The sequence below is a fragment of the Pseudomonas sp. NPDC087612 genome (assembly GCF_044743505.1).
Lineage (GTDB): Bacteria > Pseudomonadota > Gammaproteobacteria > Pseudomonadales > Pseudomonadaceae > Aquipseudomonas.
In genome coordinates, this window is record NZ_JBIUWO010000003.1 from 543,354 (window position 1) to 568,057 (window position 24,704).

The 24,704-nt window shown below is 62.8% G+C and carries 16 protein-coding genes and 1 pseudogene; 4 read left to right on the forward strand and 13 right to left on the reverse strand.

Going from position 1 to position 24,704, the window contains the following annotated elements; genetic code table 11:
- The first annotated feature begins 24 nt into the window (after positions 1-24).
- Positions 25-1,398 carry a nodulation protein NfeD gene (locus tag ACIOVF_RS08745; protein ID WP_401288823.1) on the forward strand — a complete coding sequence of 458 codons (1,374 nt, stop codon included), beginning with the start codon at positions 25-27 and terminating at the stop codon, positions 1,396-1,398.
- 1 nt (position 1,399) lies between these two features.
- Positions 1,400-2,146 carry a slipin family protein gene (locus ACIOVF_RS08750; protein ID WP_038997749.1) on the forward strand — a complete coding sequence of 249 codons (747 nt, stop codon included), beginning with the start codon at positions 1,400-1,402 and terminating at the stop codon, positions 2,144-2,146.
- 13 nt (positions 2,147-2,159) lie between these two features.
- On the opposite strand, the pseudogene ACIOVF_RS08755 reads toward ACIOVF_RS08750, so the two are convergent.
- The 6 genes and pseudogenes from ACIOVF_RS08755 to ACIOVF_RS08780 form a co-directional block, all read right to left on the reverse strand.
- Positions 2,160-3,529 (reverse strand): annotated as a pseudogene (locus ACIOVF_RS08755) (efflux transporter outer membrane subunit).
- The gene (locus ACIOVF_RS08760) at positions 3,526-4,401 is read right to left on the reverse strand and encodes an HlyD family secretion protein (protein WP_093377456.1); all 876 of its coding nucleotides are present in this window, start codon (positions 4,399-4,401) and stop codon (positions 3,526-3,528) included. The pseudogene ACIOVF_RS08755 and the gene ACIOVF_RS08760 overlap by 4 nt, the downstream one beginning before the upstream one ends.
- Complete coding sequence (locus ACIOVF_RS08765; protein ID WP_045201729.1) at positions 4,398-4,610, reverse strand: DUF1656 domain-containing protein; 213 nt, start codon at positions 4,608-4,610, stop codon at positions 4,398-4,400. The genes ACIOVF_RS08760 and ACIOVF_RS08765 overlap by 4 nt, the downstream gene beginning before the upstream one ends.
- Positions 4,607-6,697 carry an FUSC family protein gene (locus ACIOVF_RS08770; protein ID WP_401288827.1) on the reverse strand — a complete coding sequence of 697 codons (2,091 nt, stop codon included), beginning with the start codon at positions 6,695-6,697 and terminating at the stop codon, positions 4,607-4,609. The genes ACIOVF_RS08765 and ACIOVF_RS08770 overlap by 4 nt, the downstream gene beginning before the upstream one ends.
- Positions 6,694-7,146, reverse strand: coding sequence for a MarR family winged helix-turn-helix transcriptional regulator (locus tag ACIOVF_RS08775; RefSeq protein WP_045201724.1), 453 nt, complete (start codon positions 7,144-7,146; stop codon positions 6,694-6,696). The genes ACIOVF_RS08770 and ACIOVF_RS08775 overlap by 4 nt, the downstream gene beginning before the upstream one ends.
- 94 nt (positions 7,147-7,240) lie before the next feature.
- Complete coding sequence (locus tag ACIOVF_RS08780; protein WP_045201722.1) at positions 7,241-8,059, reverse strand: tetratricopeptide repeat protein; 819 nt, start codon at positions 8,057-8,059, stop codon at positions 7,241-7,243.
- 206 nt (positions 8,060-8,265) lie between these two features.
- On the opposite strand from ACIOVF_RS08780, the gene ACIOVF_RS08785 reads away from it, so the two are divergent.
- Positions 8,266-9,276: a YafY family protein gene (locus ACIOVF_RS08785; protein WP_045201720.1), complete on the forward strand. Its 1,011-nt coding sequence runs from the start codon at positions 8,266-8,268 to the stop codon at positions 9,274-9,276.
- A gap of 5 nt (positions 9,277-9,281) precedes the next feature.
- On the opposite strand, the gene ACIOVF_RS08790 is transcribed toward ACIOVF_RS08785, so the two are convergent.
- The 7 genes from ACIOVF_RS08790 to ACIOVF_RS08820 all read right to left on the reverse strand — a co-directional run bounded on the left by ACIOVF_RS08790 (position 9,282) and on the right by ACIOVF_RS08820 (position 18,115).
- A complete protein-coding gene (locus ACIOVF_RS08790) occupies positions 9,282-10,148 on the reverse strand; it encodes an ABC transporter permease (RefSeq protein WP_045201718.1) in 867 nt (288 codons plus the stop codon).
- A 14-nt stretch (positions 10,149-10,162) separates the two neighbouring features.
- Entirely contained in the window at positions 10,163-11,026 is an 864-nt protein-coding gene (locus tag ACIOVF_RS08795) for an ABC transporter ATP-binding protein (RefSeq protein WP_045201715.1), read from the reverse strand.
- Between the two features lie 4 nt (positions 11,027-11,030).
- Complete coding sequence (locus tag ACIOVF_RS08800; protein ID WP_045201713.1) at positions 11,031-12,050, reverse strand: ABC transporter substrate-binding protein; 1,020 nt, start codon at positions 12,048-12,050, stop codon at positions 11,031-11,033.
- An 18-nt stretch (positions 12,051-12,068) separates the two neighbouring features.
- Positions 12,069-12,968, reverse strand: coding sequence for a TauD/TfdA family dioxygenase (locus tag ACIOVF_RS08805; RefSeq protein ID WP_045201711.1), 900 nt, complete (start codon positions 12,966-12,968; stop codon positions 12,069-12,071).
- A 247-nt stretch (positions 12,969-13,215) separates the two neighbouring features.
- Entirely contained in the window at positions 13,216-14,577 is a 1,362-nt protein-coding gene (locus ACIOVF_RS08810) for an HlyD family type I secretion periplasmic adaptor subunit (RefSeq protein WP_176794307.1), read from the reverse strand.
- A 1-nt stretch (position 14,578) separates the two neighbouring features.
- Positions 14,579-16,735, reverse strand: coding sequence for a type I secretion system permease/ATPase (locus ACIOVF_RS08815; RefSeq protein ID WP_258664160.1), 2,157 nt, complete (start codon positions 16,733-16,735; stop codon positions 14,579-14,581).
- Positions 16,736-16,777: 42 nt separating this feature from the next.
- Positions 16,778-18,115 carry a TolC family outer membrane protein gene (locus tag ACIOVF_RS08820; protein ID WP_045201706.1) on the reverse strand — a complete coding sequence of 446 codons (1,338 nt, stop codon included), beginning with the start codon at positions 18,113-18,115 and terminating at the stop codon, positions 16,778-16,780.
- 347 nt (positions 18,116-18,462) lie between these two features.
- On the opposite strand from ACIOVF_RS08820, the gene ACIOVF_RS08825 reads away from it, so the two are divergent.
- The coding region (locus tag ACIOVF_RS08825; protein WP_401288835.1) for a retention module-containing protein at positions 18,463-24,704 on the forward strand (6,242 nt) is incomplete at its 3' end.

A 24,704-nucleotide genomic window follows, 5' to 3' on the forward strand; every position in this document is an offset into this window, starting at 1 on the left:
CACGCACAGCCCGGGTGAATTCAGGTGATCGCTCGCTGGTGTCGGCACCTGCTGGTTTTATTGATGCTCGGCGCCCTGACGAGCGGTGTGGCTGCGCCCGGCAATCCGGTGCTGGTACTGAGTATCGACGACGCCATCGGCCCGGCCAGTGCCGACTACCTGATACGCGGCCTGGAGCAGGCCAAGACGCAGCAGGCGCAATTGGTGGTCATCCGCCTCGACACCCCGGGCGGGCTCGACAGCTCGATGCGCGCGATCATCAAGGCGATCCTCGCCAGCCCCGTGCCAGTCGCTACCTTCGTCGCCCCCGGTGGCGCCCGGGCGGCCAGCGCCGGCACCTACATACTCTATGCCAGCCATGTCGCGGCCATGGCCCCGGGCACCAACCTCGGCGCCGCCACGCCGGTGCAGATCGGCGGGATGCCAGGCCCGCCGAAAGACCCGGCTGCGCCCACCGGCGACAAGCCAGCACCGAGCAGCGAACAAGACACCCTGACCCGCAAGCAGATTAACGACGCTGCCGCCTATATTCGCGGTTTGGCGCAACTGCGCGGGCGCAATGCCGACTGGGCTGAACAGGCGGTACGCGAATCGGTCAGCCTGCCGGCCAACGAAGCCTTGCGCCTGAAAGTCATCGACCGCATCGCCAACGACCTGCCCGACCTGCTGCGCCAGCTCGATGGCAAAAACCTCGAAGCCGCCGGCCAAGCCGTACAGTTGCACACCGCCAACGTCAGCATCATCGAACGCGAGCCGGACTGGCGCACGCGCCTGCTGGCGGTGATCACCAACCCCAGCGTGGCGCTGATCCTGATCATGATCGGTATCTACGGGCTGATGTTCGAGTTCATGAGCCCGGGCTCCGGGGTCGGCGGAGTGATCGGTGGCATCTGTCTGCTGGTGGCCCTGTATGCCTTGCAGTTGTTGCCGGTGAGCTATGCCGGCGCGGCGCTGATCCTGCTCGGCATCGCCTTCATGATTGCCGAGGCGTTCCTGCCCAGTTTTGGCGTGGTCGGCTTTGGCGGCATCGTTGCCTTCGTGGTCGGCGCGGTGATCTTGATGGACACCGACGTGCCCGGCTTCGGCATCCCCCTGGCGCTGATCCTGACCCTCGCCCTGCTCTCGGCGCTGCTGCTCGGCGGCGTGCTGGGCATGGCCATGAAGGCGCGCCAGCGCGCGCTGGTCAGTGGCGATGCCGGGCTGGTGGGTAGCCTGGCGACGGTGATGGCGGTCAATGCCAGCGACCCGTTCATCGGTTCGGTGCAGGCGCAGGGTGAACAGTGGCAGGCCCAGTGCCAGACGCCACTGCAGGTGGGGCAACGCGTCCGGGTGATGACACGCAAGGGCGTACTACTGGACGTCAGCGCCGAGGCACAACCACCGGCGCAAGGAGACTGAGATGTTTTTCGAACTGGGCTTTGGCGCCTTGCTGGCGCTGCTGGCGGTATTGTTGCTGTCGGCCTTTCGCATCCTGCGTGAATACGAGCGCGGGGTAGTGTTCCAGCTCGGGCGCTTCTGGCGGGTCAAAGGGCCGGGGTTGGTGCTGTTGATTCCGGGGATCCAGCAGATGGTCCGGGTCGACCTGCGCACCGTGGTGCTGGATGTGCCGCCACAGGATGTCATCACCCGCGACAACGTCTCGGTCAAGGTCAACGCGGTGCTGTACTTTCGCGTGCTCGACCCGCAGAAGGCGATCATCCAGGTCGAGGACTTTCTCATGGCCACCAGCCAACTGGCGCAGACTACCTTGCGCGCGGTGCTGGGCAAGCATGAGCTGGACGAACTGCTGGCCGAGCGCGAACGGCTGAACCTGGACATCCGCCAGGTGCTGGATGCGCAAACCGATGCCTGGGGCATCAAGGTGGCCAACGTCGAGATCAAGCATGTCGATCTCAACGAGTCGATGATCCGCGCCATTGCCCGCCAGGCTGAGGCTGAACGTGAGCGGCGGGCCAAGGTGATCCATGCCGAAGGTGAACTGCAAGCCTCGGAGAAACTGATGCAAGCGGCAGAAATGCTCGGCCGCCAGTCGGGGGCGATGCAGCTGCGCTACATGCAGACGCTGGGCAGCATTGCTGGCGACAAGTCGTCGACGATTGTCTTTCCGTTGCCGATAGAGATGCTTAAAGGGCTTGTGGATAAGTGAGACTCATCGCGAGCTACCAGCCACCACCCAACGCCAGGAACAAGCCGATCTGCCCCATCGCCACCTGGGTATTGGCCGCCGCCAGTTGCGCGCGCATCTCGGTGTAGGTGCGGGTCGCCTGCAGGTCCGCCAGGAACGACTCACGCCCGGCCTGGTAAAACCTATGGGTCTGGTCTGCCGCCAGTTGCGCCGAACGCTCGGCATCGGCCAAGGCATCGCGGCGCTCGAGCAAGGCGCTGTATTGCGCAAGGCTGGTCTGGGTTTCGCGAATGGCGTTGAGCACCACCCCGTCAAAATGCGCCAGCGCCGCCTGGGTCGAAGCTTGCGCCTCACGGATGCGCGCCCGCGAACCGTTGGTCGGTACATTCCAGGTCAGCAGCGGGCCGAAGCCCCAGCGGTTGGTCGCAGGTTTGCCGAGATTTTCCAGGATACCGATGGTGCCCACCTGGGCACCGATGCTGATGTCCGGATACAACTCGCGGCCAGGCTGCGTTCCGCCTGGCGGATATCCGGACGGCGCTTGAGCAGCGCGGCGCCATCGCCCACTGGCAGCACCTGGGCGATATGCGGCAGCTCGGCGCAATCGCCGGTTCCGGCCGGCAACTGGTTGAGCGGCTTGGCCAGCAACATCGACAAGGTGTACAGGCCCGCTTCACGCGCAGCCTGGTAACGCGGCAGCTCGGCGCGCAAGGATTTGAACTGGGTTTGCGAGCGGGTCACCTGGGTTTCGTCACCACGCCCGGCATCGCGCAAGCGTTGGGTCAGGGTCACGCTCTGCTGCTGCAGGTCCAGGGACTCATGGGCGATATGGTATTCCTCGTTGGCCGCGCAGACCTGGGTGTAGGCACGTACCACGTCGGCCACCAGGGTGATGCGTGCGGTATCGGCGGCGGCCTGGGTCGCGTCGGCATTGGCCTGGGCGGCCTCGACGCCACGCTTGAGGGTGCCCCACAGGTCGAACTGGTATGACGCGCTGATGATCGCCTCGCCGATGTTGGCCACCGGCACTTTCTCTGGTTGCAAAAAGGCTTCGCCAGACTCCTGCAAACGCTGGGCACCCAGCTTCACACCGCCGTTCAGGCCACCCTGGGCTTCGGCCTCTTCGACCTGGGCACGGGCCTTGGCGATGTTCGCCGCCGCCACACGCAGTTCGCTGTTGGCCGCCAGGGCCTGGCGCACCAGCTCATTGAGGCGTTCGTCCTGATACAGATGCCACCAGTCTTTCGGCACGGGCGCCGAGACCACGCTGCTGGCGTCCTGGCGCAGTTGGCCCTGCAAGTCGGCGCGCTGGATCGCGGCATCCTCGGGCACGTTGTAGTCCGGCCCGACCATCTGGCAGGCCGACAGCAGCAGGCTCAAGCCGAGCAGTGACAGCCGTTTCATTGGCCCTTGTCCTCAAGGATCGACACCGTCGCCGTACGCCCGGCGATCATGCGAAAGTCTGCCGGCACCTCATCGAAGGCAATCCGCACAGGGATCCGCTGGGCCAGGCGCACCCAGCTGAACGCCGGGTTGACGTTGGGCAGCAGGTTGGCGCCGCTGCTGCGGTCGCGGTCCTCGATACCGGCGGCAATGCTTTGCACCCGCCCGCTCAGTCGGGTGTTGTCGCCGAGCACACGGATATCCACAGCCTGGCCGATGTGAATGCCGGCCAGCTTGGTTTCTTCGAAGTAGCCATCGACGTGGTAGGAGTCGCTGTCGACCACCGACAGCACCGGCCGCCCGGCACTGACAAACTCGTGGGCACGCGGCGCGCGGTCGTTGAGGTAGCCATCAACCGGGCTGCGCACCACCGAACGGTCGAGGTTCAACTGCGCAGCATCCACCGCCACCTGGGCTTCGGCCAGGGCCGATTCGGCGCGGGCCTGGCGCGACTGGCTCTCTTCCAGTTGCTCGGCGGCCACCAGGTTACCCAGGCCACGATTACGCCGGGCTTCGCGCTGGGCCTGGGCCAGGGTTTCCTTGCGCTCGGCCAGGGTCGCCTGGGCCTGGCGCAGGGCCAGGTGGAAGCGGTCCTGGTCGATGGTGAACAGCACGTCGCCACGCTTGACCACCTGGTTGTCGCGTACCTCGACCTGCTGGATCAAACCGGAAACATCAGGGGCGATCTGGATCACATCGGCGCGGATGTGCCCGTCCCGGGTCCAGGGGGCGAACATGTAGTACATGACCATCTGCCAGACCAACACGGTCGCCAGCGTCACTACCAGCAGGGTCAGGACCACGCGGCCCAGGGTCAACAAGGGTTTTTTCATGGCAGCATCAGGTTTCGGCAAAAGTGATCGACCGTGCCGAGCAGCACGGCGTAAAGCGCAACGTTGAACAACGCCCGGTGCCAGACCAGGCGGTAGAAATGCACGCGGTTGAGCAACGCGTGCACACCGAGAAACAGCAAATAGGTGACGACCATCATCACCAGCAGCGTGGGCAGGAACACCCCGCTGATATCCAGATCTCCGATCACAGCGGCGCTCCATCGATGCCATAGGGCAGTTGTTGCTGATCGTCGGATGGCTCAAGCACCACCTCGACCCCCGGCAACAGCGCCAGGCGCAGGCCGCTCAAGGCGTGCAACAGGTGCACCCGGGCCTCGGCGCTGTCGGCCAGGTCGTTGAGGTTGAGGGCGCGACGGGCGCGCTCCATGCTCTGCAACAGCACCTCGGGCGCGTGCAGCCGACGGCGGGCGTCCAGGCAGGCCTGAAAGTGTTCGCCCACCTCTTCCACCACCCGCCCCAGCAACTGGCGCGGCTGCGCGCCGACCCGTGGCATATAGGCCAGCAGGTCGAGCAGGTTCAGGCCCACGCGCAGGTCTCGCAGGGCGGTGCCGGTGTCCTGGCCGGTCTGGGTCAGGCGCGGCAGTTGCTGCATCAGCCGGTCGAGCATCTGCACGCCCAGTTGCCGGTGCTCGGCCAGGGTCGCCGGCTGGGTCATGCCGACGATGTCGTGCCAGCTGAAACGGGTCAGGCGCTTGGCCGCAAGCTCAACGCCGAACGGGCGCACCACCAGGGTCCAGACGAAGGCGAACAGCAAGCCCACCGGCCCGGCCAGGTTGGCGTTGATGAAGGTCAGGAAGTTGGCGTCGTAGGCGCCCTGGATGCTGATGAACGAGGCGGTGTTGACGATAGTCAGCAAGGTGCCCAGGTAGAAGCGCGGCTGCACGGTCAGGGTGCCGACGCAGATGCACGGTATGGCGAAGGCCAGCACCAGCATCGGAAAGTCATGCAGGTTAGGCAACACCAGAAACAGGTAAAGGCTGGCAAACAGCACCGACAGCGAAGTCCAGAAGAAGAACCGGTAGATCTGCGGCGCCGGGTCGTCCATGGCGGCAAAGAAGCTGCAGGCCACGGCGGCGAGAATCACCGCGCTGCCGCCGTCGCCCCAGCCGAGCAAAATCCACAGGGTGGTGGCAACGATGATCGCGCTGACGGTGGAGAACACCGAGTAGAGCATCAGCCCCCGGTCGAAGAACGGCGTCAGCCGGCCCAGGCGCCAGTGCCGATACACCGCGCGCCAGGGCGAGAGGTCTTCGTTGCGGATGGCGTGCTGCAGGCTGCAACAGTCTTGCCACAGGTCGGCCCATTCAGCCAGCCGATAGAGCGCGTTGGACAGCAGCAGCGAGGCGCGCTCATCAAGGGCGGCGGCGCTCGGTTGCATATGTTCGATGTGCGCACGCAACGCCGACCAGCGTGCCGGCGATGGATCCTGCGCGGTGCCCTGCAGCCAGGCGCGGGCTTCGCTCAGCAATGGCTGCAGTTGTTCGCTCTGGGCCGGAGCACGGCCTTCAAGGGCGAGCAAGGCGTCGTCGAGGGCATCGATCACCGGTAGCAGGTGGATCATCCGCCCACGTAGCTCGCGGGCATTCTTCACCGTTTGCGGCCGTGCGCCTTCATGGGACAACTGGCCGATCATCAGCTCCAGCGAGTTGAAGGTGGTGACCATCGAGGCACGCAAGCCGCCGACTTTATCGGCAGTCGCCTCGCGGGCCAGGAAGGTATCGCTGTAGCGGATCGCCTCGTTGAACCAGTTGCCAGTGGCGCCAACCAGCACCGGGGTCAGGCGCCGTGGCCAGAAGATCGCTCCGACCACTGCCGCACAGACGATGCCCAGGCAGATCTCCTGGGCCCGCGACGAGGCAATGTCGAACACTGCCAACGGGTCGTCGACCACCGGCAGGGCAATCATCGGCAGGGTGTAGCCGGCCAGCATCAGCGCATAGCTGTTGGCGGTGCGCAGGTGCAGCGAGAGGAACAGCAAGGTGCCGGTCCACAAGGCCACGGCGACGGTCAAAAGCACCGGTGTCTGCACCAGCAGCGGCACCAGGAACACCGCCCCGGCGGCGCCGAGCAAGGTGCCCATGGCGCGATACAGGGCCTTGGAACTGGTGGGCCCGACGAACGGGCTGGAGACGATATACACCGTAGCCATGGCCCAGTAAGGCCGTGGCAGTTGCATGAGCAAGGCGATGTACAGGGCGATCATCGACGCGGCAAAGGTGCGCACCCCGTAGAACCAGTCGCGCGCCGGCGGCATCGAGCTGAAAAAACCGTTCACGTCGGCACGCCCGGGGTGCGCTGGGCAGCGTCTTCGAAGGCGCGCAGCACACGCAGGGTGGCCAGCAGGTCGGCTTCGTCGATGCCCTGCAGCACTTCGCGGCGCAGGCGCACCAGTTCGCCTTCGATGGCTTCGGCCAATACCCGACCGCTGGCGGTCAGGCTCAGGGCCTTGGCCCGGCGATCGACCGGATCTTCCGTACGGCAGACAAAGCCTGCATTGCACAGCTGGTCGAGCAGGCGAACCAGCGACGGGCTTTCGAGCCCCGCCGCCTGGGCTACGGCGACCTGGTGCACGCCATCGCCCAGGCGCACGATCATCAGCAAAGGGACCGCGCAGGCTTCGGAAATGCCGTAGCCGGCCAGGGTCGCCTGGCAGATGCGCCGCCAGTGCCGGCCGGCCACCACCATGCCGCTGCTGATGTTGAGTTGCAGTGCGTCGAGGGTCATGAAGGGAGGTTCGTGGCTATATTCATAGTTTGCTAACTATCAATATTCTTCGATCACCGCCCCTGCCGTCAATAGTGGCTGACAAACGTCATGTTCAAGGTTGCAGCTGATCGTCCAGCTTCATGTTCAGCGCCAGCTTGCTGCCCAGGCTGATCGCCTGCTCGCGCCAGAACAGGTAACGCAGGGCGTTGTTGACCTCGCTGAAATGCACCGCCAGCTCTTCGGCAGCCTGCATCACCCCGGCCACTGCGGCCAGTTCCAGCCAGTACACGGCGGCCTTGCTGTCGACGTTGACCGTCAGCCCATGCAGCAGGCGATAGCCGACCTCGAAGCGGCAGCGTGCGTCACCGCGCTGGGCGCCGCGCAGGAACCAGCGGTAGGCCTGCTGCAGGTCGACCTGCCAGTCCTGGCTGTCGCTGTCACAGATTTCTTCTTCGTAGAGATCACCCAACGCCGCAGCGGCGTGTTCCAGGCCACGCTCGAACGCCTGCTGGTAGTACTCTGCCGCACTGGCATAGGCGACCTCCACTCCCTTGCCGAAGTAATGCTGCTGGCCGAGGTTGAACCAGGCTGCGGCACTGCCCTGCAGGGCCGCCATACGCAGCAGGTGCCCGGCCAGGGTCGGGTCGGCGCGCCAGTACTTGCCATTGAGCCAGATCCAGCCCAGGTCGTTGAGCGCGCCGACGTTGCCTTCCAGGGCCTGGGCGCGCAGGTCGTCGTACACCGCCTGCAGGTCGCTGGCTTCGTCCAGGCGGCTGATCAGGGCGAAACTCTCGCCCAGCACTGCCCGCTGGCTGGGCATGCCGACCCCGGCGTACAACCGCTGCAGGCGGCCAGGGCGGCCGGGCGCAGGGATGATCCGCTCGGGCAACAGGCGCTCAAGCAGTGGGTAGATGTTGCTTGCAGCTGACATGTTCGTCCTCATTGAACTACCCACAGATCCAACAGCGGGAGTGATGAGGCGTGATTCTGCGCACGGCCACGACAAAACCTGTCGCGAACGATTCAGTTAGGGCACTCAACTGCTTCATCCTTGATCTGGATACATAAATGGCTAATTGCCATATCACTGCGCTGGCGCCATGCTACAACCGCAAGCCTAGACAAGGACGCCACCTTTTGCCCTCCGCCACGACACGCGCCACCCTCAGCCGCCAATGGGAGTTGCTGCGCCAGTTGCCCAGCCGCTCACCGGGCATTACCAGTGCCGAGCTGGTTGGCCGCCTGCAGGACGCAGGATTCACCATCAGCAAGCGCAGCATCGAACGCGATCTCAACGAGCTTTCGCTGATTTTCCCGCTGGAGCGCAACGACAAGAGCATCCCGTACGGCTGGCACTGGGCAGCCAACGCCTGCATTGAATTGCGCGGTATCAGTGTCAGTGAGGCGCTGAGCCTGGCGCTGGTGGAAGAGGCGGTACGCCCGCTGTTGCCGGGGAGCATGCTCAAGGTGTTGGACCCGCGCTTCAGCCATGCCCGGCAGAAACTCGAACACCTGTCGGGAGCGAACAAGGTGGCGCGCTGGCTGGACAAGGTCGCCAGCGTACGCCCGGACATGAACATGCAGGCCCCGGAAGTGCCCGACAGTATCCTCGAGACCGTGCAGCATGCGCTGCTTGAGGAATACCAGCTGCACTGCCAGTACTACTCGGCGCACAACGACAAGCTCAGCGAACTGACCCTCAACCCGCTGGCGTTGATTCAGCGCGGCCAGGTCAGCTACCTGATTGCCACCGCTGCGCCCTATACCGACATTCGCCAGTTCGCCGTGCATCGCTTTCGCAAACTGCGCATTCTCGACAGCCCCACCGAAGGCCTGCGCGCCTTCGACCTGCAAGCGTACCTGCGCAGCGACGCCCTGCAGTTCGGCGATACCGACAAGATCGAACTGCAGGCCTGGATCAGCGACAACCTCGCCCGCCTGGTGCGCGAGACGCCGCTGTCGGCCGATATGCACCTGACCCCGCTGGACGCCGGGCACCGCCTCAAAGCTACTGTCAGCAACAGCTGGCAGTTGCGCTGGTGGCTACTGAGCCAGGGTGACGGGCTGATCGTCGAGCAGCCCCTGAGCCTGCGCCAGCAAATTGCCGAAACCCTCAACAATGCCGCGGCGCAGTACCAAAGCGCCTGAGCCGCTCAGCGCTGCATGCCCCAGCGGCGCACAGTGATGCGCTCCAGAGAGTTGAACACCAGGCTCTCGACCAGCAAGCCGATCAAGATCACCACCGCAAGGCCAGCGAACACCTTGTCGGTGTACAGCTCGTTGCGGTTCTGGAAGATGTACCAGCCCAGCCCGCCCTTGCCGCTGGTGGCGCCGAACACCAGCTCGGCGGCGATCAGCGTGCGCCAGGCAAAGGCCCAGCCAATCTTCAGCCCCGAGAGGATCGACGGCAGCGCCGCCGGAATCAGGATATGCACGACCAGGCGCAATCCGCGCAGGCCATAGTTGCGCCCGGCCATGCGCAGGGTTTCACTGACGCCAAGAAAGCCGGCGTAGGTATTCAGCGCCAGGGCCCAGAGCACCGAATGCACCAGCACAAAGATCAGGCTGTTGTCGCCCAGGCCGAACCACAGCAGCGCCAAGGGCAGCAAGGCAATCGCCGGCAAGGGGTTGAACATCGAGGTCAGGGTGCTGAGCAGGTCGCGGCCGAACTGGGTCGACACCGCCAGGCTGGTCAGGCCAAAAGCCAGAACGATGCCCAGTAGGTAACCCTTGAGCAGCACCACCAGTGACACCCCAACCTTGGCCAGCAACTCGCCGCTGAGCAGGCCGTCGTACAGGGCCGCGGCGGTTTGTAAAAAGCTCGGCAGCAGCAGGTCGTTGCCCTGATAGCGGGCGATGGCTTCCCAGGCCAGAGCCAGCAGAATCAGGATCAGGCCCTTGCGCAGCCAGCCCTGTTGCCAGAGGCGCTGGCCGAGCGGCAATTGGCGCTCAAGCGGAACGCTGAGCAACGGTTCGAGAACCACTTCGTATTCCTGACGCGGCGTAACAATCGTGGTCATGGCAAAACTCCCGGTCAGTAGGCAATGCGAATGTCGGCGAAACCCATCGCCGGGTCGTGCTCGACCTGGGCATCATCGTCGAACAGCAAGCGGTGGATACGCCGCGCCGAGGCCTGGAAATCACTGGCGCCAAGGCTTTGCAGGTTGTACTGGTGGCTATGGATTTCAGCGCGTACCCGGCCCGGATGGGGCGACAGCAGGAGGATGCGGTTGCCGACCACCAGCGCCTCTTCGATCGAATGGGTAACGAACAACAGGGTGAAGCGCACCTCTTCCCAGAGCAGCAGCAGCTCTTCCTGCATCTTGCGCCGGGTCAGGGCGTCGAGGGCGGCGAAGGGTTCGTCCATCAGCAGGATCTTTGGCTGCATGGCCAGCGCCCGGGCAATCGCCACGCGGGCTTTCATGCCGCCCGACAGGGTATGCGGATAGGCATCAGCGAAACCCGCCAGACCGACCTTTTCCAGGTAGTGCAAGGCGCGCTGTTCTGCCTCCTTGCGCTTGAGCGTGCCCGAGGCGAGCAACGGGAACATTACGTTGTGCTTGACGGTTTTCCACGGCGGCAGCTGGTCGAACTCCTGGAACACCACGATGCGGTCCGGGCCCGGGCCCTGCACGGCCTGGCCCTGCAGGCGGATCTGCCCTTCCCGGGGCTCGATGAAGCCGGCCACCGCCTTGAGCAGGGTCGACTTGCCGCAGCCCGAAGGCCCGAGCAGGACAAAGCGGTCGGCTTTGTCCACTTCGAAACTGACCTGATGGGTAGCCCGCACCACGCGCTGCGCGGTGCGGTATTCGAGGCTTACGTTATCCACCTGCAGCAGCGGCGGCGTGGCGACGCTGCTCAGCTTGCTGACCGTGTGGCCTGGCAATGGGGTGTTCATCCGGTCAGCTCCCTTGCAGCGGTTTCTCGTCCTGGAAGAAGTAGTCTTTCCAGGATTCGGGTTTGTGCTTGATCGCGCCCACGCGGTAGAGGAACTCGGCCAGCGGGTAGGTGTTTTTTGGCGTCACGCTGAATTCGTACTGCGGGTTGTCGATGATCTTCAGCAACGCCTCGCGGTCGATCTTGGCCTTGGTCACGCGAATGTAGGTGTCAGCTGCGGCGGCCTTGTCGTTCTGGGCAAACTCGGCGGCTTCGGCCAGAGCATCAACAAAGGCTTTGTAGGTCTTGGGGTTGTCATTGCGGAATTTTTCGGTGGCGAACAGCACGGTCGGCGAGTTCGGGCCGAGCAGGTCGTAGGTGTTGAGCACCACGTGCACGTCCTTGTTGGCCAATACCTGGTCCTGGAACGGCGGGTTGGAGAAGTGCGCGTTCAGCTCGGTGCCGCCGGCCAGCAAGGCTGCGGTGGCATCCGGATGAGGGACGGCCAGGGTGTATTTGTCGAGGCGGTTGTATTCCTTGTCGCCCCACTGCTTGGCGGCGGCGTACTGCAAAAAGCGCGACTGCACCGAGACACCCACCGCCGGCAGGGCGATGCGGTCTTTCTCGCTGAAGTCGGCGATGGTCTTGACCTTGGGATTGCTGCTGACCAGGTAATAAGGGAAGTTGCCCAGCGAAGCCACGGCCTTGACGTTCTGGCGGCCCTGGGTGCGGTCCCAGATGGTCAGCAGCGGGCCGACGCCGGCACCGGCGATGTCCACCGAGCCTGAGAGCAAGGCGTCGTTGATCGCAGCACCGCCCGACAATTGCGTCCAGTCGACCTTGATGTCGATGCCCTGCGCCTTGCCGTGTTTTTCGATCAGGTTCTGATCGCGCACCACGTTGAGCAGCAAGTAAACGATGCCGAACTGCTCGGCAACGCGGATTTCACCTTCGGCCTGGGCCGTGGCCGGCGCCACCAGGCTGCCGGCGAGCAGGCTGGCACCCAGGCCGATACTGGCCGCCAGGCGGCTGATTGATTTGCGCATGCTGTACTCCTCGAAAGATCAGAACGGGGCATCGCCCTGGATGGTGGTGCGGTACAGCTTGCGGCGCAGGTGCGCAGGGCAGCCGCTGGCCAGGTGGATCAACGAGCGGTTGTCCCAGAACACCAGGTCATGGGGCTGCCATTGATGGCGGTAGATGTTCTGCTCGAGCACGCTGTGGGCGTAGAGCTCGGTCAGGATCTGCCGGCTTTCATCGTCGGGCAGGCCAACGATGCGGGTGGTGAAGCCTTCGCTGACAAACAGCGCCTTGCGGCCGTTTTCCGGGTGGGTGCGCACCACCGGGTGAATCACTTCCTGCACCTGCGCCAGTTGCTCGGCAGTCAGGGTCGGGCGCCAGTTGCCTTCGAACTTGGTCTCGCTGTAGCGAGCGGTATAGGAATGCGCGGCGCTGCGGCCTTCAACGGCTTTGCGCAGGGCCTCGGGCAGGCCGTCCCAGGCTTTGTGCATGTCGGCGAACAGGGTGTCGCCGCCTTCGCTGGGCAGCTCCTGGGCGTGCAGCATCGAGCCCAGGCTTGGCAGTTCCTTGTATGACAGGTCCGAGTGCCAGAACTTGCCGGCGTCGCCCAGGCCAATGTTCTGCCCGTTCTCGACGATGTTGGAGACGATGAGGATTTGCGGGTGGCCGCTGAGCAGGAACTGCTTGAGCACGTGGATCTGCAGCTCACCAAAACGGCGGCTGAAGGCGATCTGTTGTTCGGGGCTGATGCGCTGGTCGCGAAACACCAGCACGTGGTGGTCGAGATGAGCCCGGTGGATCCGGGTGAAATCTTCGCCGCTGACGGGCTTGCTCAGGTCCAGGCCGATGATCTCGGCGCCGACGGCACCGCTGAACGGCAGGATTTCGAACGCTTGCTGCTGTGCGCTGTCGATGGACGACAAGGCGTTAGAGGCCGCTGACATGATTCACTCCCACGCAGAGCGCGCCCAAAGGTGCGCGCATCGATCAGAAACTCACGGTGTTCCGTGTTGATTCGGTCGTGCGGCGCGCCGATTGGTCGGCAGGTACGCAGGGGAGTGACTATAAAGTCATAAGAGGAAGAATTTAAATATCTTTAGTGCATAAGCATATGGTGAGGTTGCGGGCCTCTTCGCGGGGCAAGCCCGCTCCTACACAACTCTGTAGGAGCGGGCTTGCCCCGCGATGCTGTCAACGCTCGCGCAGCGCTTCGGCCCGGGCGCGGATGATCGGCTTGAGCAGGTAGCTCAGCACGCTCTTCTTGCCGGTGATGATGTCCACCGAAGCGACCATCCCCGGGATGATCAACAGCGGCTTCTCGTCGGTGCCCAGGTGGCTGCGCTCGGTGCGCAGCTTGATCACGTAGAAGGTGTTCTTGTCTTCGTCGGTGATGGTGTCGGCGCCGATCTGTTCGAGCTTGGCCTTGAGGCCGCCGTAGATGGTGAAGTCATAGGCGGTGAACTTGACCATCGCCTCCTGCCCCGGGTGCAGGAAGGCGATGTCTTGCGGGCGGATGCGCGCTTCGACCAGCAGGGTGTCGTCCAGCGGGACGATTTCGACCAGGTCGCTGCCCGGCTGGATCACACCGCCAACGGTGTTGACCAGCAGCTGCTTGACGATACCGCGCACCGGCGAGGTCACCAGGGTCCGGTTGACCCGGTCGTCCAGGGCCTTGCCGGTGGCCTGGGCCTTGCTCAGGTCGGTGCGCGCCTCGTTAAGCTGGGTCAGGGCTTCGCTGCGGAACTTGCCGCGGGTCTCGTCGATCTTGCGCTCGACTTCCTTGATCGCCGATTCGGCCCGCGGGATCGCCAGCGAGGTGGCATCCAGCTGGCCGCGGTTTTCAACCTCGGCACGCTTGAGGCGCAGCACTTCAACCTGGGAGATTGCGCCCTGGGCCACCAGCGGCTCGGACATGCTGATTTCCTGGCGCAGCAGCTGCAGGCTGTTGCGGTACTGGCCCTGCTTGGAACTGAACTCGCGCAGCTCTTGCTGGCGCTGTACCAGTTGCTCCTGCAGGCCGCCGATTTCGTCTTGCAGTTGCTGGCGACGGCTCTGGTACAGGGATTCTTCGTTGGCGGCCTGGCTTGGCGCAGCCTTGCGGATTTCTTCGTCGATCTTCAGCGGCCGGTCTTCAACCTCGGCGCTCAGGCGCTCGACGCGCAGGGCCATGGCCAGGCGATCAGCCTCAGTCTCGCCGACATTGGAGACAAAACGGGTGTCGTCCAGGCGCAGCAAGGGGTCGCCGACTTCGACGATCTCGCCTTCTTTGGCGTAGATCTGCGCGACGATGCCGCCTTCCAGGTTCTGGATCTTCTGCAGTTTCGACGACGGAATCGCCTTGCCTTCGCCACGGGTAACTTCGTCGATAATGGCGAAGTTGGCCCAGAGCCCGAGGAACAGGAAGAAACCGATTACCCCCCAGATGGTCAGGCGCACGATGCGCGGCGCATCTTCGATCAGCGCCTTGTTGACCTCGGGCAGCGGCTGGCCGCTGAGCGATTCGGAACCCTTGAAATACCTGCGCAGGCTGTCCTTGATCTGGCCCATATCCATCTTAAGCAACACTGATCTGCCCCTTCTTCAGCGCATCCATGACGGCGGCTTTCGGGCCATCCGCGACTATCTGCCCGCGATCGACAACGATCAGGCGGTCGACCAGTGACAACAGCGAAGCCCGGTGCGTCACCAGGACCACGGTCTTGCTCTCGATAACCGCTTGCAGGCGTTGCTTGAGGCGTTCTTCACCGGTGTTGTCCATGGCGCTGGTCGGTTCGTCGAGCAGCAGGATCTGCGGGTTGAGCAACAAGGCGCGGCCGAGGGCGACGTTCTGGCGCTGGCCACCGGAAAGATTCTGGCCACGCTCGCCGACCTGCAGCTCGTAACCTTGCGGGTGCAGCCGGGCGAATTCGTGAACCCCGGACAGCTCGGCCGCCTGCAGGACCATTTCGTCCTCGACATAGCGCGCACCGCTGACCAGGTTGTCGCGCAGGGTACCGGCCAGCAGCTGGATGTCCTGGGGCACGTAGCCGATGTTGTGGCGCAACTCGCTGACGTCGATCTGGCGGATGTCGACGCCATCGACCAGCAACGAGCCGGCATCGGCTTCATAGAGGCCGACGATGAGTTTGGCCAGCGAGCTCTTGCCCGAGCCGCTGCGACCGATGATGCCGATTTTCTCGCCGGGGCGGATCGACACATTGACGCCCTTGAGCGCCAGGTTCTGCTGGTTGGGATAAGTGAAATCGACGCCGCGAAACTCGATGGCGCCCTGCAGTACCTGACGGCTCAGCGGGCGCTCTTCGAAGTTGCGCTCTTGCGGCAGCTCCATCATCTGGTCGGTGGAGACCATGGTCACCTTGGCTTGCTGGTAACGGGTCAACAAACCGGAAAGCTGGCCCAGTGGGCCGAGGGCCCGGCCACTGAGCATGTAGCAAGCGATCAGGCCGCCCATGCTCAGATTGCCGGCCATGATCTGGTAGACGCCAGCACAAATCAGCGCCACGCCGGCCAGTTGCTGGATCAGCAGGGTAATGTTCATCGCCAGGCCCGAGAGCACCTTGACCCGCAGCTCGAGGCGGCTGAGGGTGCCGATGGTCTGCTCCCACATGTACTGGCGTTCGCTTTCGGCGTTGTTGACCTTGACCGCATCGAGCCCGGCGAGAGTTTCGATCAGGCTCGACTGGCGCTCGGAGGCCAGGGCCATGGTCCGCTCCAGGGTCGCCACCAGCGGCTTTTGCAGGGCGTAGCCGATACCCAGGGCCAGCGGGAAGGCGATGATCGGAATCCACACCAGGTGCCCGCCAATGATGGCGATCACCAGCAGGATCAACAGGGTGAACGGCAGGTCGATGAGGCTGGTCAGGGTCAGCGAGGCAAGAAAATCGCGCAGGCCCTGGAATTCATGAATGTTCTGGGCAAAGCTGCCGACCCGTGCCGGCCGGTACTTCATGGCCATGCCGACGATGCGTTCGAACAGCGTCGCCGAGATGATCAGGTCGGTCTTCTTCCCGGCCAGGTCCAGGCACAAACTGCGCAGGCCCTTGAGAATCAGATCGAAGATGTAGGCACCGGAAATCCCCAGGGCCAGGACCCACAGGGTCGAGGTGGCCTGGTTGGGCACCACGCGGTCGTAGACGTTCATCACGAACAGCGGCGCGGCCAGGGCGATCAGGTTGATCACCAGGCTTGCGGCGATGGCGTCGATGTACAGCCAGCGGCTGCGCTTGAGGGTGTCACGGAACCACGAACGCGCACGCGGAATCAGGTTGCCGTGGTTGACGTCGAACTTGTGCTGCGGCTGGGCGAAGAACACCCGGCCACTGTAGTCGCTCAGCAACGCTTCGCGGCTGACGTGCACCTCGCCGCCGTCGCTCTCGCTGAGCAACAGGCGCGCGGTGTCCTCATTCTCCCAACCGAGCAACACCGTGCTGCGACCGTCCTTGAGCAGGAGCATCGCCGGCATGGCGATGCTCGGGATCTGCTCCAGCTTGCGTTGCAGCAAGCGCCCCTGCAGGCCGGCACGGGCCGCCGCACGCGGCAGCAGCTCCGGGCTCAGGCGCTGGGCCGGCAACGGCAGGCCGGTGGTCAGCATGGCCCGGCTGGCGGGCTTCTGGTGCAGCACGCAGAGAGACAGCAGGCTGTCCAGCAACGGATCGTCGTGCTGACTGCGTGGATCATGGCTGAGCTGGACTCGACTGACTTCTGATTCCACGCGGGCTCTCTTAACGGTTGCGGTTGGCTATAACAGTGAACCTCAGTTCATGCCTGGCAGGTTCACTTTCGGTTTAAGGTCGTTCTGCACCACGGAGGCCATCGGTGCGACAACACCCTGGCTCTTGAGCAGTTGACCAATGGTCGCTTTGATTCGGTACTGAGTAAACACTTGGCTGTTCTTCACTTCAGCCAGACGGCGCTGGGCAGTGAAGAGTTCGTTCTCGCTGTCGAGCAAGTCTAGCAAGGTACGTTCGCCGAGGCTGAACTGCTTCTGGTAGGCGCTGCGCACACTGTTGCTGTGATCGACGTATTGCTGGGCGATCGGCACCTGCGCATTGGCGTTGTCCATAGCGTTCCATGCCAGGCCGAGCTCCTCATTGAGCTGGCGCAAAGCATTGTTGCGAATGTCCAGCGCCTGGTTGGTCAGGTACGACTTGGATTCCAGGTCGGCCTTGTTGCTGCCGCCGGCATACAAGTTGAAACTCATACGCAGCATAGCCTGCCATTCGTTGTTGTGGCCGTTCATGCCATCCAGATCGTTATCGGCCGTCCGTCCGAGTTCTGCATCAAAACGCGGATAGAAAGTAGACTTTGCAGCCTCGTATTGCTTCTCCGCTGCGGCGATATCGGACTCTGCCGAGCGCAGGATCGGGCTGCTCTCGACCATCTGCTGGCGGGCTTCGTCGAGGTTGGCCGGCAACAGGTCGACAAACGGCGCAGGGCTGCTTAACTCGTCCGGCAGCTGACCGACCACGCTCAGGTAGTTGGTCTTGGCATCGGCCAGGTTGGTCTGCTCGGTGATCAGGTTGTTGCGGGCCTGGGCCAGACGCGCTTCAGCCTGGTCAAGGTCGGCCAGGCGGCCGACACCACGGGCGGTGCGCAGTTTGATCTGGTCATAAATGCGTTCGTGGCTGCGCAGATTGTCTTCTGCCAGGCGAACCATCTCGCGGCGGGTCAGGACGTCCAGGTAAACCTGGGCAACGGTCAACGCGGTGCGCTCGGAGGCGCCCAGCAGCGAGTAGGCGCGGGAGTTGACGGTGGCTTGCTGACGGCCAACTTCACTCGAGGTGGCAAAACCGTCGAAGACCATCTGCCGCAGGCGCACGCTCGACTCACCACGGTTGAGGGTTTCCCAGCGGTTGCCAGTGCTCGGGCTGTCGGTGCCTTCACGGCCATAACCGGCGAGCACATCGACACGTGGCAGGTAACCGCCCTTGGCGGCGCGCAGCTGGTAATCGGCAGCGATTCGGCTGTTAACCCCGGCCTGGATTTCCGGGTGTACCTCGAGGGCTTTCTGCATGGCCTCTGGCAGGCTCTGTGCTTGAACGAAACTGGTGGCGAGAACGAAAGGAAGAGCAGTGAACAGTGACGCGCGCATTTAACTTTTTTCCCAGGGACGTCTTGTCCCAAATCACAGCAGAAATCGTTGCTGCATTAGAAAATGGCAACCGGAATGACCTTATGTCGGAAACTTCCGAAGGGGTACTTGGTTCGTACAGAGGAAGAGTGGCAGCCGCTCAAATATCAATGTGACATTACGGTGCTGATTGTTTAGGATGGCAGCACGAAGGTCAATACTTTGGCATAAACTTAATAGCCAACAGTTATCGACAATATATTGACGTCAAAAGCACCAAACTTACTATTGAAACATTCCATCAGAAATCGGCAATTCAACGCCGGCTGGCATGGAAGCCAAATTGAACGGGTAGCCCGGAGAGTCCAATGAGCAGTGTTGTTGCCATCGTCAAAAGCATTGTTGGCCAAGTAATCGCCGTATCCCCAGAAGGGATTCAACGTGTACTCATCGAAGGTGACCGCCTGTTCGCTGGCGAGCAGGTGCTCACTGGCCTGGCCGGCGCCGTCACCCTGGAGCTGGCCGACGGCCGCACCCTGGACCTGGGCCGTGACACCCAATGGAGTGCCGAGGCCCCGGACAGCAGCACTGACCTGGCGGCAGCAACCGCCCAGGCTGCGCCTTCGGTCGAAGAGCTGCAGCAGGCCATCGCCGCCGGCGCTGACCCGACCACCGAACTCGAAGCCACCGCAGCAGGCCCGTCGGCCGCCGGTAGCGGCGGCGCGGCCGGTGGTGGCCATAGCTTCGTCATGCTCGACGCCACGGCAGGCTCGGTCGACCCGACCATTGGCTTCCCGACCGGCCCGATCGGCTTTGCCACCGGCGCTGCGACCCAGGAACTGGGCGGCCTGGACGATGCCAACAACCCCAACACCACCACGCCTACGCGCGAATCCGGCCTGAGCCTGAGTGCCACGCCGTCGATCACCGAGGCGGGTGGCGTAATCATCTACACCGCCACCCTGGGCCAGCCACCGCTGACCGACCTGACCGTGACCCTGTCCAACGGCCAGGTCATCGTCATCAGCGCCGGGCAGACCACCGGCAGCGTCAGCGTGACCATCCCGCCGAACGACACCGTGTACCTGGACGGCAGTGAAATCTCCGCGACCATCACCGGCACCACCGGCGGCGCGGGCCTGATCATCACCCCGGACACCACCCCGGCAGTGACCCAGATCACCGACACCATCGACACCACCACGGTCAGCCTGACGGCCAACCCGAGTGTCACCGAAGGCGGCGTGATCACCTACACCGCCACCCTGACCAACCCGGCGCAGACGCCGGTGACCGTCACCCTGTCCAACGGCAGCACCATCACCATCGGCGCCGGCCAGACCACCGGCACCGTTGATGTGCAGACGCCGCCGAACGACGTCTACAACAACGGCAGCAGCGTCAGCACCACCATCACTGGCGCCACTGGTGGCAACTTCGAGAACCTGGTACCGAACCCGAACCCGGCGGTCACCACCATCACCGACTCGATCGATGACACCGGCCTGAGCCTGAACGCCACCGGCAGCGTCGCCGAAGGCGGCTCGATCATCTACACCGCGACCCTGACCAACCCGGCCGGCACCCCGGTGACCGTGACCCTGAGCAACGGCGCGGTGATCACCATCGTCGCCGGCCAGACCGAAGGCAGCGTCACCGTGCCGGCGCCGAGCGATGACGTGTATGTCGATGCCGGCAACGTCAGCGTCAGCATCGACAAGGTCGATGGCGGCAACTTCGAAAACCTGGTGGTCAGCAACCAGCCGGCGGTCACCGAAGTTACCGACACCATCGATACTTCGACTGTCACCCTGACCGCAAACAGCAGTGTTGCTGAAGGCGGCGTGGTCACTTACACCGCTTCGGTTACTGCGCCGGTGACTGGCTCTGCGCTGGTTATTACTCTGGCCAATGGTCAGCAGATCACTATTCCTGTTGGTCAGAGCACTGGCTCGGTTGAGTTTGTTGCGCCGAACAACGTGCACACTACCAATCCGGACCTGACCAACAGCATCACTGGCACCACCGGCGGCAACTACGAGAAGCTGGACACTGCCGGTAATCCGGTAACTACCGTTACTGATGGTCCAGGTACTGACGACACTACCGGTCTTAAACTGACCGCTACTGGCTCGGTTGCTGAAGGTGGTTCGATTGTTTATACCGCCACGCTGACCAACCCGGCTGGCACCGAAATGAAGGTGACCCTGAGCAATGGTGAAGTCATCACCATTGCTGCGGGGCAGACTGAAGGCAGCATTACCGTTGCCGCGCCTGCCGATGACGTATACATCGATGCTGGCGAAGTCAGCGTCACTGTTACCGGCACCACTGGCGGCGACTTCGAGAAAGTTGCTGTAGATGGCACTCCGGCTGTAACGCAAGTTACTGACACCATTGATACTTCGACTGTCACTTTGACAGCGAACAGCAGTGTTGCTGAAGGCGGCGTAGTTACTTACACCGCTTCGGTGACTGCGCCGGTTACCGGTTCTGCGCTGGTTATTACTTTGGCCAATGGTCAGCAGATCACTATTCCTGTTGGTCAGAGCACTGGTTCGGTTGAGTTTGTTGCGCCGAACAACGTGCACACCACCAACCCGGACCTGACCAATAGCATCACCAGCACCACCGGTGGTAACTACGAGAAACTGGATACTGCCGGTAACCCGGTGACTACCGTTACTGATGGTCCAGGTACTGATGACACTACCGGTCTCAAGCTGACCGCGACGGGTTCGGTTGAAGAAGGTGGTTCGATTGTTTACACCGCCACACTGACCAACCCAGCCGGCACCGAGATGAAAGTCACCCTGAGCAACGGTGAAGTCATCACCATTGCCAAAGGCCAGACCGAAGGCAGCATCACTGTTCCCGCGCCGGAAGACGATGTGTACGTCGACGCGGGCGAAGTCAGCGTGACTGTCACCGGTACTACCGGCGGCGACTTCGAGAAGCTGGCTGTGGATAACACCCCGGCCGTGACTGAAGTCACCGACACCATCGATACTTCGACCGTCACCCTGACCGCTACCCCAAGCGTCACTGAAGGCGGTGTCGTCACCTACACCGCTTCGGTTACTGCGCCAGTGACTGGCTCCGCGCTGGTGATCAACCTGGCCAACGGTCAGCAAATCACCATTCCAGTCGGCCAGAGCAGCGGCACCGTGGACTTCGTTGCACCAAACAACGTGCACACCACCAATCCGGACCTGACCAACAGCATCACCAGCACCACCGGTGGTAACTACGAGAAGCTGGATACCGCTGGCAATCCGGTTACTACCGTTACTGATGGTCCAGGCACCGATGACACTACCGGTCTGAAACTCACCGCGACGGGTTCGGTTGAAGAAGGCGGTTCGATTGTTTACACCGCCACGCTGACCAACCCGGCTGGCACCGAGATGAAAGTCACCCTGAGCAACGGTGAAGTCATCACCATTGCCAAAGGCCAGACCGAAGGCAGCATTACCCTGCCGGCGCCGGCGGATGACGTGTACGTCGATGCCGGTGAAGTCAGCGTGACCGTGACCGGTACCACCGGCGGCGACTTCGAGAAGCTGGCTGTGGATAACACCCCTGCCGTCACCGAAGTGACTGACACCATCGATACGTCGACTGTCACTTTGACCGCTACCCCAAGCGTGACCGAAGGCGGCGTAGTGACCTACACCGCGTCCGTCACCGCTCCGGTTACCGGCTCCGCGTTGGTCATCAACCTGGCCAACGGTCAGCAGATCACCATCCCTGTGGGTTCCAGCTCCGGCACCGTGGACTTCGTTGCACCGAACAACGTGCACACCACAAACCCGGATCTGACCAACAGCATCACCGGCACTTCGGGCGGTAACTACGAGAAGCTGGATACCGCTGGTAATCCGGTTACTACCGTTACTGATGGCCCTGGTACTGATGACACTACCGGTCTCAAGCTGACTGCCACCGGCTCCGTCGCTGAAGGCGGCGACATCATCTACACCGCCACGCTGACCAACCCAGCCGGCACCGAGATGAAAGTCACCCTGAGCAACGGTGAAGTCATCACCATCGCCAAAGGCCAGACCGAAGGCAGCATCACTGTTCCGGCGCCGGAAGACGACGTGTACGTCGACGCGGGCGAAGTCAGCGTGACTGTCACCGGTACGACCGGCGGTGACTTCGAGAAGCTGGCTGTGGATAACACTCCAGCCGTGACTGAAGTTACCGATACCATCGACACCAGCACCGTCACCCTGACCGCGACTCCAAGCGTGACTGAAGGTGGCGTTGTCACCTACACCGCTTCGGTTACTGCGCCAGTGACTGGCTCCGCGCTGGTGATTAATTTGGCCAACGGTCAGCAAATCACCATTCCTGTGGGTTCCAGCTCTGGCACCGTGGACTTCGTTGCACCGAACAACGTGCACACCACTAACCCGGATCTGACCAACAGCATCACCGGCACTTCGGGCGGTAACTACGAGAAGCTGGATACCGCTGGTAACCCGGTTACTACCGTTACTGATGGCCCAGGTACTGACGACACTACTGGTCTGAAGCTGACCGCCACCGGCTCCGTCGCTGAAGGCGGCGACATCATCTACACCGCTACGCTGACCAATCCAGCTGGCACCGAGATGAAAGTCACCCTGAGCAATGGTGAAGTGATCACCATCGCAGCAGGCCAGACCGAAGGCAGCATCACTGTTCCAGCGCCGGAAGACGACGTGTACGTTGATGCGGGCGAAGTCAGCGTGACCGTGACCGGCACCACCGGTGGCGATTTCGAAAAACTGGCTGTGGATAACACCCCAGCCGTGACCGAAGTGACTGACACTATCGATACTTCGACTGTCACGCTGACCGCTACCCCAAGCGTCACTGAAGGCGGCGTCGTTACCTACACCGCTTCGGTCACCGCTCCGGTGACCGGCTCTGCGTTGGTCATCAACCTGGCCAACGGCCAACAAATCACCATTCCTGTGGGTTCCAGCTCGGGTACCGTGGACTTCGTTGCACCTAACAACGTCCACACCACCAACCCGGACCTGACCAACAGCATCACCGGTACTTCGGGCGGTAACTACGAGAAGCTGGATACCGCAGGTAATCCGGTGACCACCGTTACTGATGGTCCAGGCACTGACGACACTACCGGCCTTAAGTTGACCGCCACCGGCTCCGTCGCTGAAGGCGGCGAGATCGTCTATACCGCCACGCTGACCAACCCGGCTGGCACCGAAATGAAGGTCACCCTGAGCAACGGTGAAGTGATCACCATCGCCAAGGGTCAGACCGAAGGCAGCATCACTGTTCCGGCTCCTGAAGACGATGTGTACGTCGATGCGGGCGAAGTCAGCGTCACTGTCACTGGTACTACCGGCGGCGACTTCGAGAAACTGGCTGTGGATAACACCCCGGCCGTCACCGAAGTGACTGACACCATCGATACTTCGACTGTCACTCTGACTGCGACGCCAAGCGTCACCGAAGGTGGCGTGGTCACCTACACCGCTTCCGTTACTGCGCCAGTGACCGGTTCTGCGCTGGTGATCAACCTGGCCAACGGTCAGCAAATCACCATCCCGGTCGGCCAAAGCTCGGGCACCGTGGACTTCGTTGCACCGAACAACGTGCACACCACCAACCCGGACCTGACCAACAGCATCACCGGCACCACCGGTGGTAACTACGAGAAGCTGGACACTGCGGGTAACCCGGTCACCACCGTTACTGATGGCCCAGGTACCGACGACACCACCGGTCTGAAACTGACAGCCACCGGCTCCGTCGCCGAAGGCGGCGAGATCGTCTACACCGCCACGCTGACCAATCCGGCTGGCACCGAGATGAAAGTCACCCTGAGCAACGGTGAAGTCATCACCATCGCCAAGGGCCAAACCGAAGGCAGCATCACTGTTCCGGCGCCGGAAGACGACGTGTACGTCGATGCTGGCGAAGTCAGCGTGACCATCACTGGCACCACTGGCGGCGACTTCGAGAAAGTCGAAGTCGACCCGGCGGCTGCCGTGACCGAAGTCACCGATACCATCGACACCAGCACCGTCACCCTGACCGCGACTCCAAGCGTCACTGAAGGCGGCGTAGTGACCTACACCGCTTCGGTTACCGCTCCGGTTACCGGCTCCGCGCTGGTCATCAACCTGGCCAACGGCCAACAGATCACCATCCCGGTCGGCCAAAGCTCGGGCACCGTGGACTTCGTTGCACCTAACAACGTGCACACCACCAACCCGGATCTGACCAACAGCATCACCAGCACCACCGGCGGTAACTACGAGAAGCTGGATACCGCAGGTAATCCGGTTACTACCGTTACTGATGGTCCAGGTACTGACGACACTACCGGTCTCAAGCTGACCGCCACCGGCTCCGTCGCTGAAGGCGGCGAGATCGTCTACACCGCCACGCTGACCAACCCGGCTGGCACCGAGATGAAAGTCACCCTGAGCAACGGTGAAGTGATCACCATTGCCGCAGGTCAGACCGAAGGCAGCATTACTGTTCCAGCTCCAGAAGACGACGTGTACGTCGATGCGGGCGAAGTCAGCGTGACCATCACTGGCACCACCGGTGGTGACTTCGAGAAAGTCGAAGTCGACCCGGC

What these genes read in the sequence shown, in the direction of transcription:
- ACIOVF_RS08760 (WP_093377456.1), bottom strand. Translation starts at nt 4,401, where the DNA reads ATGAAAAAACCCTTGTTGACCCTGGGCCGCGTGGTCCTGACCCTGCTG.
- ACIOVF_RS08820 (WP_045201706.1), bottom strand. Translation starts at nt 18,115, where the DNA reads ATGCGCGCGTCACTGTTCACTGCTCTTCCTTTCGTTCTCGCCACCAGT.
- ACIOVF_RS08800 (WP_045201713.1), bottom strand. Translation starts at nt 12,050, where the DNA reads ATGCGCAAATCAATCAGCCGCCTGGCGGCCAGTATCGGCCTGGGTGCC.
- ACIOVF_RS08795 (WP_045201715.1), bottom strand. Translation starts at nt 11,026, where the DNA reads ATGAACACCCCATTGCCAGGCCACACGGTCAGCAAGCTGAGCAGCGTC.
- ACIOVF_RS08810 (WP_176794307.1), bottom strand. Translation starts at nt 14,577, where the DNA reads ATGGATATGGGCCAGATCAAGGACAGCCTGCGCAGGTATTTCAAGGGT.
- ACIOVF_RS08780 (WP_045201722.1), bottom strand. Translation starts at nt 8,059, where the DNA reads ATGTCAGCTGCAAGCAACATCTACCCACTGCTTGAGCGCCTGTTGCCC.
- ACIOVF_RS08775 (WP_045201724.1), bottom strand. Translation starts at nt 7,146, where the DNA reads ATGACCCTCGACGCACTGCAACTCAACATCAGCAGCGGCATGGTGGTG.
- ACIOVF_RS08750 (WP_038997749.1), top strand. Translation starts at nt 1,400, where the DNA reads ATGTTTTTCGAACTGGGCTTTGGCGCCTTGCTGGCGCTGCTGGCGGTA.
- ACIOVF_RS08790 (WP_045201718.1), bottom strand. Translation starts at nt 10,148, where the DNA reads ATGACCACGATTGTTACGCCGCGTCAGGAATACGAAGTGGTTCTCGAA.
- ACIOVF_RS08805 (WP_045201711.1), bottom strand. Translation starts at nt 12,968, where the DNA reads ATGTCAGCGGCCTCTAACGCCTTGTCGTCCATCGACAGCGCACAGCAG.